The sequence below is a fragment of the Lewinella sp. LCG006 genome (genome assembly GCF_040784935.1).
In the GTDB taxonomy this organism is placed as follows: domain Bacteria; phylum Bacteroidota; class Bacteroidia; order Chitinophagales; family Saprospiraceae; genus Lewinella.
In genome coordinates this window covers 2834157-2847774 of record NZ_CP160680.1, presented here as the reverse complement: position 1 = coordinate 2847774, position 13618 = coordinate 2834157, and the positions used below count along the sequence as shown (strand labels likewise).

Here is a 13618-nt window from a genome sequence, read left to right as displayed (position 1 = left end):
TGTTCCGATCAAAAGCAGTTAATGGTGTCCGGCCATCAAAGACAACCGGACACCAACTGATCTTTTTTATAAACCGGAAGGGTCAAACTGACGGTTCACGCCGAACCACTTGAGGGTTCGCTCTCCTAATCCAGGAGCATTAACATGAATCAGGTAGACACCACTGGCAATCGGAATACCACGGAAGTTTTTAAGATCCCACTCCAGGTCAGGATTGACTTGAGCCGATTCAATCGCCCGGTTAGGGCTATCAGAACGGGCACCAACTTCGTCGCGATCATACTTACGAATGAACTTGCCATCAAGCGAGTAAATCGTAACGGTACACTTGCTAGGAAGATTAGAGATCTTAATAATATTCTCAAACTGAGAATCCTCATACTGAGAGAATCCGTAGTAAGGGTTAGGAACCACATTGATCGACTGAAGTGCTTCATTCAATCCAACCTGGTCTAATGCAGAAGCTTCTTTGCCTTCCAGTTTGAAACGGTAAGTAGGGTAACCATTGAATTCACCCGTACCTACTTCTACCTGGTAAGGATTGTCTACCCGTAGTTTAACAATCACATCACTTGGAATCAACCCATCTGCATAAGAAGTCATCGGAGCACCTCCTGGTGCGCCTACGATCATCCCAGCCCAAGTAACATCACGCAAAGGCGCTACTTTACGAAGTGGGCTACCGTCTCCTAAACGGTCAAGTAGTTCTGCACAACGATCATAAGGCTGGTTGGTAACATAAATAAAGTGTTGACCACCAACCGGGTAATTGAATGGCGAAACGCCACCACCAGGTGTTGGGAAGAAGAAATTATCATCAGGGTTGAACATCATGTCTCCACCATTTGATGGACCTAATTCGATGCTACCGTTATACACGGAGTTCTCTCCCCAGAAAATATTCAATCGCTGCCCGGTTTCTACATCAATAGCATAGCCAGGGAACCAACCCATACCTTCTTCTTCACCAGCAGGCGGGTTAGGATCAACCAACGGCATACCATCGGTACCTTCTTCTTTGCTTACCGAAGGTTTCGCACGCAAGTCAAACATATTACGCTCTCCTTCCGCAAAGAAACCAGCATCCTCGTAGGCGGGGTTCATCGTTTCAATGATCACACAACGGCTCCAAAGTGATTTATCACTGGTGAAGACGATGTCAACGTTGTTCAAATCAGCCAGACTTGTCTGGTTGCGAACAATGTTGTTGGTGTTACCCGAAACAACCCAAGCTGGTGTCAAGTAAGGAATACCATTTTCATTATCTCTCCAGTTCGCCAACAGGTAAGGAACAATGAATCCGTTACCAAGATCAGACAACGACTGGTTTGGATCAAGTTCAAAGTCAACATCAGTAGAGTTCGTCGTCGCCAGGAAGTCGAAAATCGTAGCATCTACAACTGGGTTACCAGTAGAGATTGGCAGATTGTCGCTGATACCAAACAACCAGGGGCGAGCATCAGGATTGACATATTCTTCGGCATAACCACGCGCACCATTGGATGTAATAGTGAAAGGTGATGACCCTGGTTCTACAACCTGAGCAATGGTCACTGAGAAGCCAAACTGGCGGATAATCTGCTCATTGACATCTTCAATGGATTTTTCTGCCGTAATCACTGGTGCAGCAGCATCCGTGAGGCTGCGAAGCGTCCAGAAAGCAGGTGCGTCCAGAGTAGCGTTAGCAAGATTATCATCCGTGAAGGTCAATTCATATTCACCATCAATCACATCTAGTGGATTGAAAATCTGCACATTGATCGGGCCAAAGCCACCCTTGTAGGTTACTTCTCCAGAGAAGCTATCAGCATTATCTTCCTGGATAAGCTTTTCGATTTCTGTACGTGTTTCGTCATTGATATCCAAGAAATTGGTACCTGTTCCTACCCCATCAATACGGGTGATGACAGGGCCATCTCCATACTGTGATTGGAGGTTGCGATCCAAAATTTTGCGGGGGATTACAGTGTAAAAACCATTATCACCATCACCAATATTACGGTCACCTTCCAGATAAGGGGTTTCCTGTCCACGGTCTCCCTGACCATTAGGATCAAATTCGAGGTAGTTGTTGTAGGCGTAAGCCACCGCAGCGAAGTAGTACTTCTTGTGGTTGATCAGACGACGATCTCCTTCTGCAAATTGATCTTCTGTAATTTTGAAGGTATGGCGAATACCTTGGTTTTCACCATTTACTTTCAATTCAGGAACAAAGTAAACCTCTTCCGTAGGCGTTTCATTATCATCTGGGTTCAAAGTCTCCCAGTTGAAAATCTTACCAATACCATTTTGCTTATCGACCTGGTAAACCAAGCGCACTTTTTCAGGATCATCAACATCCGCAAGAGATACGTTAGGACCAGAGAACTGGAACAACTTATAACCCTCGAAACGGTAAAGGCTATCAAAACCTTCGCCAATACCTAAACCTTGCTCCTGGTACAATTCGAAAGCGTTGTTAGAGCTCAGCGTATCATTGGTAAATACGGCAATGATTTCGCGGTCAAGCTCTACCCAATCTACATCAGGTGCATCAGGGCCACGCGTAATCTCAAAACAAGCATCGAATAAATCCTGGGCAACATCATCTGCTTTTTGCAGACGAGAAAGGCTTGGACATGGGTAAGCCTGGTCTGGTACCCAAACCACTCCCACGATCAACTCGTTAACCGCACCAGGGAATAGTGTAAACTGACCAGAAGCCTGAATCGTACGACGGTCACCTACAGGCAGACCTTCTTCACACATTGACCAACCTCCGTTTACATTGGGAGGATCGACGAAAGCGTAAGGAATAGCAGGGCCACCTTCCTGGTAAGCATCGCCACCAAAAGTGAAGGGGGTACCATCACGCCAGCGGCCTGACAAATAGTTGTAGTATTCCTGTGGTGTGTTAGGATCGGTAGTACCTGGAGGAGGTGCAGGCGTCAATCCACCGTTATTATAGTAGGTGAAAGAAGACATGCCCAATTCGTTGCCCATCTCATCCAATGGCCCACGGAAATAGTCAACTCCTAAAATCGGCACTTCATCACAGTAGGTATTGATACCCTGGTCACAAGTACAACCATTGGTACCATCTAATTGGTCAGCATTGTAAACGTAAGCCAAACTACGGCCTACATCACAACCTACATAATCATCCGTATAACAACCCAAATCGGGGTCTACCCACATAGCGAAATAAGTACTGTCAATCTGCTCAATGGCACGGTTGATCAGCTTATAGCGCTGGAAGGTCATACTGTTGATATCATCATTCGTTTGGTAAGCAAAGGCTTGCACCTGTACCTCCATCTGAATTTTGTTTGGAGAACTGGTCTGACGGTGATCGTTACCAGCATCATTGTAAATCCAGAAGATCATCTCATCCGGATTTGACTGTGGCTCTTTGTCCAAACAGCCACGGATCTCAATAATTGGATAATCACCTTCGTCTGGCTGGTATTCACCGTCACCGTTGATATCCCAGAAACCTGCCAATCCCTGTAGGGTGTTAGGTAATTGAAACTGGTGAATATCTTCGAAGAAACGGTTACCACGGGCAGGCCATCCAAGGATATCCTGAGGGATGGTAGCTGGATCAAGGGAAGTTTCTCCCAATGCTTCCGCTTTACGCCATTCGCGTACGTGGGCTTCAATGTTTGCACCACTTACCACAAAGAACTTGTCCCACTGGGCACAAGTATCACGACCGATCGTACCACGACGAGGGTCTGCCAACGGACCACCTGGGTAGTCCTCTGCACCTGGGTTAAGTGGTCCAGGGTAGAAGTCAAAGTTACCACTGCTACGACCATACGTCTGAGCAGCTACTTTGAGGTTACCACCAGGGTCTTTACCACCTAGCCAAACGGCACCAGCAAAAATCGAAGAAATTTCGGGTACTCCCGGAGGAGGCTTAGGAACCACGTAACGCCCGTCGTTACCATCCCACCAAACATCGCCACCAGTAGTCAAACGCGCCCGCACATTATTGATCTGCTGGTCGACCTGGGTTACTGCATTGTCACAGTTATTCCGGAACGACACCTGATCGGAGGGCGTATTTACTGGTCGGCCGTCCCGAGAGGGACCAATATGTGCCTGTAGCGCTAGTGTCATACACAAGCCTAGCAGGGTCATTAGCCATGAGTTAGAAATACGCATAATAAAATTTATTTAGCATTTTATAAGAGCGCTCCTGTAGGAACGCACAATGTTCCCGAAAGCCAGTAACCGTCGATTGCTGGCTTTCGGAAATTTGGTTTAGAAGTCCATGATAGCCCCAACAAAGAGACGACGTGGTAAGCTGTAGAAATCAGAGTTCAACAGACGCCACTGGTAAGAAGCAAGGTAAGCTTCTACTTGACGCTGTGATCCTGAAATCGACTCGATCTGATTTTCACCAAAGGCAGAACGAAGGAAGCCATCGTCTTCTGGGTCACCCGTCACAGAGTATACGTTGATGATATTGCGAGTATCCAACAAGTTGGAAATACGCAGATAAACATTCAAGCCCAGCTTGTCGCCGATACTGAAGTTCTTATCAATACGAATATTCAGTGTGGTATTCCAAGGCTTGCGAGAACCATTGATTGCACCAATGGTACCTACACCACCCAATTCCTGAGCTACTTGCTTGGCCGTATAAGGGCGACCAGAAACAGCTATCGCCTGGAAGTTGACACCAGCATTTGCCAAAATATAAGCTCCGGCTACGCGAGGACCGCTTTCCCGTGGGAAACGGTAATCCGCTACCAGATTCAAACGGTGACGTTCGTCAAAGTTCAACGGGAACAAGGTCCGAAGGTTACCACGGTTAGTCAATCCACGCTGTGACTCTGTATCAGAACCCGTACCATCAGCAAACTGTAAAGTATAGTTGGCGTTCAACGAAAGGTTACGCGTACGACGCAAGTCATAACCAAAAGAGAATCCTTTTACCGTACCAAAATCCTGGTTGTCAAAGGTCGTGTACTGACCTACCACAGGAACAGGGAAGAAAGTACGCAACTGAATCATGTCACGCATCTCCTTATAGTAAGCAGAAATTTTGATCGCTGATGACTGTGTAAGTGCTTGCTGGAAACCTACTTCGTAATCCACCGTACGCTCAGGGCGCAAGCTGGCATTGCTGAACGTCTGGCTACCCGTACGCTCAACAAAGTAGAAGTAATCCAGGGCAGTAGCAATGGTGCTACTGTTAGGGCGCTGTACCAATACATCGTAATGCGCAAAGAAGTTGGCTTTATCAGAGATCGGGAAAGAGAAGGCCAAACGTGGCATCACGTTGAACTGTACTTCGTAATCTTTGAATGAAGACTCAGGGTTGTATCCTTCGCTCTTGATGTAGTTAGATTGGTGTGCATTAGGATCCTGGTACTTTGGGAATACCAAGCCCGTACGGATACCATCAATTTCCTGAGGTCCATTTACAGGAGTACCATCTGCCTTGTACCAGCTATCACCATCGCGGTAAGCCTGTACGGTCTCTCCATTGTCATTCTCCGTGTAGACACGGAAATCAGATCCGATGTTACCCGGTGCTTGACCTCCAAAGTTATTGTGGAAATCTTCTGCTCCCTGAATCGCATACAGCGAGTAAGGGTCTTGCAGTACTTTCGTATTGGCATCATAACGATCAATACGTACCCCTAAACGGAAGATGATATCCCGGAAAGTAAACTTGTCCTGAATATAAGCTGATGTATACAACGGACGAGCAGCTGCAACGGGGAAGGTACGGATACCCTCCGCATCAACAGTGGTGAAGAACTCTTCAAAAGTACCGTCAAATTCGTTACCGAGATAATCGTAACCGTAGTAGTCAAGAATGAACTGATCGTTCAATTCTTTGGCAGAGAACATAGAAAGGCTCAACTGATCTGGTGTAAGCCCGTCAACATTCACATATTCATCCAAACCTACCCCCAGTGACTCGCGAACGGCGCGGTAAAAACGAGCATCATCAGGATCTTGAAGCGTAAGGCTCAGGATGGGTGCATCAAAGAAAGGATCAATGATGCCAGCTGGATCATACAACTGAGAATAGAAGCCTAAGGTATCTGCATTCTCACGGTCGATACCCTGGATGTGTGCATTCGCATTCTGGCGAGCAGCCGTCCACAGACGACGAGGATCGCGTACATCGTAAGAACGATTGACACGGCCTTCGTACACAATACCCAACTGGATGTTGTGACGGCCTTTTTCAGAACCACCAGGAACCAAGTCAAAAGAAGCACTGGCATTGAAAATGCTAATGTCGTTGTCTTGCTTGATCGCACGGTTGTAGATAGAGCCTACGTTAGCGTGGAAGTTCCAAGAGTTGTTAAAGATCGTATTTACCCGGCCATTGATGGCGTAAAGGTTGTCGATATTTACGTTGTTGTTCTCTCCAAAAATCCCCTGAACCGCATAGCCAGGCTGGCCTGGGTTCAATGCTTCCCCTGTGCTCAATTCTAACGGGTTGTTGTAATTGGCCAGTACGGGGTTAGAGCTGCTGCTCACATCATAACCACGCAGTACCTCCCGGTAATCCACATGGTTAAGAAACACGTTTCCAACCGAGTCAAAATCCGCAGCAAATACAGGAATGTAGTCTACATCAAAAGTACCAATGTGACCATAGGCAAAATAATTATCCCCGTGATTAGGGTCTTTGATATTGAACGTTTCGTTCTCAAAACTTCCCTGCAAAGTATACATCGCATTTTGTACAGTAGATACTTTGCGGTCATCACCTTGTCCGCTGGTAGCCCCACCTAAGCGGTGACGGAAGCGGAAGTTAACCCGGTAGTCCGTATCAACACGGGTAGGGTTGTTGTGAGAATTGAAGGTCCGCCAGCTATTAGCAGAAGAGCTATTTTCGTTTGGCGTCTGCATATCCTCGCCATTAAAGTAGGTACCACTCAACGTTACGTCGATGGCATCACTGAAACGGGCATCAATCTTGGCGTTGAAGTTGGCCTGCTTCAGTTCTTCGAAAGGACGAACTTTCAAGGCATCAACGTCCTCGTTGGTTAGGAAGTCGGCAGCTACGAAAGGTGCCCCTCCTTTAATAATTACTGGATTTGCTTCCAACTCAGCAAGGACATCATCTTTTACCCGGTATACAGGCACCGCTGAGGGGTCATCATCCAGGCGGTAAGTATAACGACCTGCTACCCGAAAGCCCAGTACCGATACGCCTTTCTTGTTGCGTAGAATTGGACCAGATAGGTTAATCCCTACCAGACTGTTGTCGTAAGGATCAAGGTATTGGGACGTTTCCGCTTCAATACCACCAGAGAATTTATCTGATGGCCCCTTGGTCGTAATAGAAATGATACCACCCGTTACGTCACCATAACGTGCTTCCACACCACCGGTAATTACCTGTAGTTGGTCAATTTCTGATTCCGCCAACAGGTTACCCTGCACACGCACACCATCCACGTAGTAGTTGGTCGCATCATTACGCGAACCACGAACGTTCACGGCGTCCCCTTCATCTGCGGTAGAAAGACCAGCAGTGGTTGCCGCTAAGGCGTTGATGTTACGGGTAGGAAGGCTACGGATTTGTTCCGACGTAAGCGTACCACCCTGGGTGGTATTATCTTGCTCTACGAGAGGAACTTTGTAGCTTTTTACGACCACTTCTTCTAGCAGGATTCCTGTAGAAGATTCCATTTCTGCATCCAGTTTGATTGCCTTTCCGGCAAAGACCTGGACGCCTTCAATCCGCTGGCTTTGAAGTCCCAAATAAGAGAATTCTACCGCGTAAGTACCGGGATCTAAATTTGCGAAATTGTAGTTCCCATCGAAGTCCGTTTCCGTTCCGGACTTAAGCACACCATTCTGATAAAGTGCGACCGACCCGAAAAGGACCGGATCTCCATTCTCCTTCTCTGTTACCTTTCCGCTTAAGGAAGCGGATTGGGCAGCGAGGAAAGATACACTAAACAGCAATAGTGTAAAAAACAGTAAAGAACGTTTCATATAATCCTGTTTTTGACATTTGCTAATTCCTGACGAACCGATCAGCGGTTCGAAAAAGTGCACAATGTTAAGAAATTAAGCACGTACAAAAAAGCATTGTTGCCATAGCAACCTTACTTTAAAGCCTGCTTCCCCATTATTTTCAAGCAAAAGTAAGGCATAAATAGATAGGATTGAAGATGTAATTTAACAAAAGTCAGGTTTCTGATTAAAAATCTTATGTTGCTAACAGCTTGTAAAAAACGCACTTAGCCTAGTCACAGGGACAACTTTAATGATCGCCGACAAAAAAATGCTCCCTGCATTCAAAAAAGGAAGTGAGAGATTCGTCTCTTAGCTGACAGAGTAAGATCCACTTGTCCATTATTGTTCGAATTCCGGCTATCCTGTTTTCAACTATCTATCAGAAAACAAAAGGTTATTTGACAACCTATCCTTTTTTCTATCTTTGCCCCCTTGAATCCATCCCTTTTAGGAACTTTCAGGAAAACAAAGGGATTGTAATACAGCAACATAGACTTTAGGTAAAGATGAACGTATCCCTCAGCTGGCTGCGCCAGTATATAGACACGAAAGACCTCAGCCCCGAAACCATTGGCGATATCTTAACGAGTACCGGCCTGGAGGTGGAAGGCATGGAAGAAGTAGAAACCATCCCCGGCGGCCTACGTGGCTTAGTAATTGGTGAAGTAAAGGAGTGCGGTAAACACCCCGACGCCGATCGTTTATCCCTTACCAAAGTAGATGTGGGTGGTGAAGCATTGCTTTCCATCGTTTGTGGCGCGCCCAATGTAGCAGCTGGACAAAAAGTAGTTGTCGCTACGGTAGGTGCTGAACTTCACCCCGTAGAGGGTGATCCCTTTACCATCAAAAAAGGAAAAATCCGTGGTGAGGTTTCGGAAGGCATGATTTGTGCCGAAGACGAAATTGGTATCGGCCATAGCCATGCTGGTATCATTGTTCTTCCTGCTGAAGCTAAAGTTGGCCAGGCTGCTCGTGACTACTACGGTGTGGAAACGGACTACGTTTATGAAATAGGTCTGACCCCCAACCGCTCGGATGCCACCAACCACCTGGGAGTAGCTTATGATTTAGCCGCTGCTTTACGCGTCAATCATCATCACCAAGGTGAAGTTCAACCGCCTGATGTAGCTGCATTTAAGGTAGCAAACACCAGTTTACAAATTCCGGTAGAAGTTCGCAATACCGAAGCCTGTCCCCGCTATTCTGGTGTAACCATTAGCAACCTTACGATCAAAGAATCTCCAGATTGGCTTAAGGCCCGCTTGAATGCCGTAGGTGTTCGACCCATCAATAATGTAGTAGACATCACCAACTTCGTTTTGCACGAACTTGGCCAACCGCTACATGCTTTCGACCTGGACGAAATCAAGGGCAAAAAAATCATCGTGGAAACCTTACCCGCCAAAACCAAATTCCTGGCCCTGGACGAGGTGGAACGTGAACTCCACGAAGAAGACCTCATGATTTGTGATGGAGAAGAGCACCCCATGTGTATGGGTGGTGTATTCGGCGGAATCAAATCCGGCGTAAAGGAAAGCACAACGGCCATCTTCCTGGAATCTGCTCACTTCGATCCTGAGTTCATCCGCCGCACCAGTATGCGCCATAACCTGCGGACTGATGCCGCCAAGGTTTACGAGAAAGGCAGTGACCCAAACATTACGGTTTTTGCGCTCAAAAGAGCGGCCTTGCTGCTGCAAGAACTGGCTGGTGGCGTCGTTTCTTCTGAGGTGATTGATATTTACCCTAAAGTAAAAGCACCAGCACGTATTGAAGTGCGCTACCAGCGGGTCAATGAGCTGATTGGGGTAAACATTCCTCCGGCCAAAGTTCACAGTATTTTGGAGGCAATGGGTATGGCCATCATTGAGACCAACGATACTGCTTTTACCGCTGAGGTTCCCACCAATAAATCCGACGTTCTCCGGGAGGTGGATATGATTGAAGAAATTCTGCGTATTTACGGTTTCAACAATGTGCCCATTCCGTCAAAAGTAACGACCAGTATGGCCATTGCGCCAAGCCCTAGTCTTAGTGAAATAAGGAATAAAATTGGCGATTTACTCGCAGCACAGGGTTTCAATGAAATGATGGCCTTGAGCCTTTCTGAGTCCAGGTATTACCGGGCCAAGGAAACCATGGTACCCGCCGAGGATTTGGTCTATGTCAACAATACCTCCAATGTACATTTGGACATCATGCGTCCACACATGGTGTACAGCGGACTAGAAGCCATCATCCGCAACCAAAACCGTCAGGAAAGCGATTTGCGTTTGTTTGAATTCGGCCGTACCTACCGTAAAGAAGGAGAAGGTTTTGAAGAAATCAATCGCCTTACCTTGTTCATGACCGGCCGTCGCCAACCGGAAAGCTGGCTAGGCGATGATCAGGCCATGGTCAGCTATTATGGCCTAAAAGCCTATGTAGACGGTATCCTGACTCGCCTGGGTATACAAGGTTACCAACAGGAAGAAGTGACCGAAAAAGGCGTCATCACCTACGGCACTCGCTATTTCCGTGGCGCTAAAGAACTGGTTCGCTTTGGTCGCCTCCAGCGTAGCCTTCTCACAGGCATGGACATCAAGGGAGAGGTTTTCTACGCTGATTTTAACTGGGACAACGTTTTTCAGGCCTTGCCTAAAAAGCGGGTGCAGTTTACGGAACTTAACAAGTACCCCAGTATGCGCAGGGACTTGGCCTTAGTGGTAGATCACGCGGTGAAGTTCAGTGACATTGCTGCCATTGCTGGAAAAACTGCTAAAAAACTACTCCGCGAAACCAACCTCTTCGACTTGTATATCAACGAAGAGCAGTTGGGCGCCGGGAAAAAATCTTATGCAGTAAGCTTCATTTTTGAAGACCCCAGTCGTACCCTGAAGGTGCAGGAAATCGACAAAGTGATGGAAAAAATCATTGCTACTTGTGAATCACAGCTTGGTGCCCAAATTCGGCGGTAACTTACAGTACGTCTTCCGATTACAGGGAACTTGGTTTCATAAATAGTAGCTTAATTCCTTTGGATCAGCACGCAAATAGGCGGAGCTGTTCCTTAGCAAAGTATAGAAAATTCGACATTGTTGATAATTCGATGAAATTTAGTGATATTGTGCCCTGTACTGCAAAGGCAGCACAAAAGCTCAGTAATGCAGACGCCTGATGAGGATTATTTACTTTTGCGCACCCACAGACGCAACTGTAGAGAAAAAATCTGCGTTTACTAAGAAGCAAATGAATGGCCCAAGTATGGAATTGAATACGCGACTGCAACAAATCATCCAGAAGCTGGAAAGCTTGCAAGACAAGTTAAAAGTACAGGAAGCAGAAAATGACCGACTTCGGGCAGCAAACCAAACATTGAAGCAACAGCTGGAAGCACAGCAGGAAGCTGTGAAAAAAGCTGGACATAATATTTCGGAGCACGCACCAGTGAGTAAGGAAAAGCAGCAGGAAGGAGTGCGAGCAGCATTAGATCAGGATATTCGTCAACAGATAGATCACTACCTCAAGGAAATCGATAAGTGTATCGAATGGCTGGGGCAGCAATAAGCGATGGCGGAGGAGAATATGATAAAAATAACGGTCATTATTGCCGGTCGGCCTTATCCTTTACGGATCAAAGCCGCCGACGAACCGGCTGTACGTAAAATCGTCAAAGAGGTGAATGAAAAAATCACCACTTTTCAGTCGGCTTACCAAGGCCGGGACAAGCAAGACGGCTTGTCCATGACCATCCTCACTTACGCTTTTGATCTTTATAAACTACGCCAGGACAAACCACTCATTAACGAGCCCGGTATTGACACCCAACTGGATCGTATTGACGAACTACTCGAACAGCTGCTCTAACACTTTGGTCTTTCTTCTCCCTTCCTTTTTCTCCTGACTGTTTAACTCCGGTCTGCGACAGGATGCTGTTGCAGTTAACATTTTTTAAATCCAAGCCATTATGGAGATAGGAATAGGACTAGGAATAGGTCTGGTGGTGGGTTTGATCGTCGGTTTTCTTATTGTGATGATGCGCAACAAAAGCGCCATCAATGCAAAACTGGAAGAGATCAATGCTCGCTCTGATCAGGAGATCAAAGAAGCACGCCTGAGCGCTAAGCGCCTGATCGACGAAGCAGAAACCAAGGCCGAAAAGATCATCGGTACTGCTGATCTGAAGAACGAAAAAATCAAGCAGCAGAAGATTCAGGAAGCTAAAGAGAAATTCAACCGCTACCGTGCCGATTTTGACAAATACAAAGCCGAACAGAAAGTTGAGCTGAAAGAAGCTCAAATAGAAACCAAGGCCTTACTTAAGGAATTGGAACAAAAGCAGGATACCTTCAAAGAACGGGAACAAAAGCTCGATGAACTTCGTCTCGAAATTGAATCGCGTGGTACCGAAATTGATTCCATCAAGGAGAATCTGGAAAAACAACTGAAGATCGTTGCAAAGAAGAAGGAAGAGCTGGAAAACGCCAGCGAACGCCATATTCGTGAACTGGAAAAAGTAGCTAACCTGTCTCAGGCGGAAGCCAAGGAACAACTCTTACAAGCAGTAAGAGCAAAGGCAGAAACTGATGCGATGTCCATCATCAAAAACTCCGTCGAAGAAGCCAAGGCTACAGCTGCTAAAGACGCCAAAAAAATCGTTATCCAGACCATTCAGCGGATGTGTGCGGAGTATACGATTGAAAATACCGTTTCTGTCTTCAACCTTGACAGTGACGATCTTAAAGGACAAATCATTGGCCGGGAAGGACGAAATATCCGCGCACTGGAAGCAGCTACCGGAGCAGAGATCATCGTGGACGATACCCCCGAAGCCATCGTTATTTCCAGCTTCGATCCTATCCGTCGCGAAGTGTGTCGCCTTTCGCTGAAGCGCCTTGTCGCAGACGGACGTATCCACCCTGCTCGTATTGAGGAGGTGGTTGCCAAAGTACGCAAGCAAATCGATGAGCAGATCCAGGAAATTGGAGAACGCACCGTCATTGACCTGGATATCCACGGACTACACCCCTACCTCGTGAAGATGGTAGGCCGGATGCGTTTCCGTTCTTCCTACGGACAAAACCTCCTCAAGCACTCCATTGAAACCGCCAACTTATGTGCAACCATGGCGGCAGAACTTGGCTTGAGCAGCAAACAAATTAAGCTGGCCAAGCGTGCTGGACTCTTGCACGATATTGGTAAAGTAGCGGAGGAACAGAGTGAACTTTCGCACGCATTGCTTGGCATGGAAATATGCCAGAAACACAATGAGCACGCTGCCGTGGTCAACGCCGTAGGTGCGCACCACGACGAGATCGAGATGAACAACATCCTTTCTCCCGTCATCCAGGCTTGTGATGCCATCTCTGGTGCCCGCCCTGGTGCTCGCCGTGAAATCCTGGAAAGCTACCTCAAGCGAATTACCGAACTCGAAGAACTGGCCATGAGCCACGAGGGTGTACAAAAAGCCTTCGCGATGCAGGCTGGTCGTGAACTGCGCGTCATCGTCGAATCAGAGAAAGTTTCTGATCAACACGCTGATGATTTATCCTTTATGATTTCTCAGAAAATCCAGGACGAAATGCAATATCCTGGCCAAATCAAAGTGACGGTCATTCGGGAAAAACGTGCGGTAAATTACGCAAGGTAAGGT

General features: G+C 46.9%; 6 protein-coding genes. 4 read left to right on the top strand and 2 right to left on the bottom strand.

The features are described from left to right. Positions 1 to 66: 66 nt before the first annotated feature. Together AB0L18_RS10085 and AB0L18_RS10080 are read right to left on the bottom strand one after the other, a co-directional pair. On the bottom strand, positions 67 to 4149 hold the full coding sequence (locus tag AB0L18_RS10085) for a hypothetical protein (protein WP_367392462.1): 4083 nt from the start codon (positions 4147 to 4149) through the stop codon (positions 67 to 69). A gap of 99 nt (positions 4150 to 4248) precedes the next feature. Further along, positions 4249 to 7962, bottom strand: coding sequence for a carboxypeptidase regulatory-like domain-containing protein (locus AB0L18_RS10080; RefSeq protein ID WP_367392461.1), 3714 nt, complete (start codon positions 7960 to 7962; stop codon positions 4249 to 4251). Positions 7963 to 8492: 530 nt separating this feature from the next. On the opposite strand from AB0L18_RS10080, the gene pheT reads away from it, so the two are divergent. From pheT to rny, 4 genes are all read left to right on the top strand, one after another. Beyond that, a complete protein-coding gene (gene pheT, locus AB0L18_RS10075) occupies positions 8493 to 10943 on the top strand; it encodes a phenylalanine--tRNA ligase subunit beta (protein ID WP_367392460.1) in 2451 nt (816 codons plus the stop codon). Between the two features lie 286 nt (positions 10944 to 11229). Next, the gene (locus AB0L18_RS10070; RefSeq protein WP_367392459.1) at positions 11230 to 11532 is read left to right on the top strand and encodes a hypothetical protein; all 303 of its coding nucleotides are present in this window, start codon (positions 11230 to 11232) and stop codon (positions 11530 to 11532) included. A 3-nt stretch (positions 11533 to 11535) separates the two neighbouring features. After that, positions 11536 to 11832: a cell division protein ZapA gene (locus AB0L18_RS10065; protein ID WP_367392458.1), complete on the top strand. Its 297-nt coding sequence runs from the start codon at positions 11536 to 11538 to the stop codon at positions 11830 to 11832. 100 nt (positions 11833 to 11932) lie between these two features. Then, on the top strand, positions 11933 to 13615 hold the full coding sequence (rny, locus tag AB0L18_RS10060) for a ribonuclease Y (protein WP_367392457.1): 1683 nt from the start codon (positions 11933 to 11935) through the stop codon (positions 13613 to 13615). Positions 13616 to 13618 lie beyond the last annotated feature (3 nt).

Bases quoted from the DNA above. Each gene is read 5' to 3' on its own strand.
- AB0L18_RS10080 (WP_367392461.1), bottom strand. From the start codon at position 7,962: ATGAAACGTTCTTTACTGTTTTTTACACTATTGCTGTTTAGTGTATCT.
- AB0L18_RS10085 (WP_367392462.1), bottom strand. From the start codon at position 4,149: ATGCGTATTTCTAACTCATGGCTAATGACCCTGCTAGGCTTGTGTATG.
- AB0L18_RS10065 (WP_367392458.1), top strand. From the start codon at position 11,536: ATGGCGGAGGAGAATATGATAAAAATAACGGTCATTATTGCCGGTCGG.
- pheT (WP_367392460.1), top strand. From the start codon at position 8,493: ATGAACGTATCCCTCAGCTGGCTGCGCCAGTATATAGACACGAAAGAC.
- AB0L18_RS10070 (WP_367392459.1), top strand. From the start codon at position 11,230: ATGGAATTGAATACGCGACTGCAACAAATCATCCAGAAGCTGGAAAGC.
- rny (WP_367392457.1), top strand. From the start codon at position 11,933: ATGGAGATAGGAATAGGACTAGGAATAGGTCTGGTGGTGGGTTTGATC.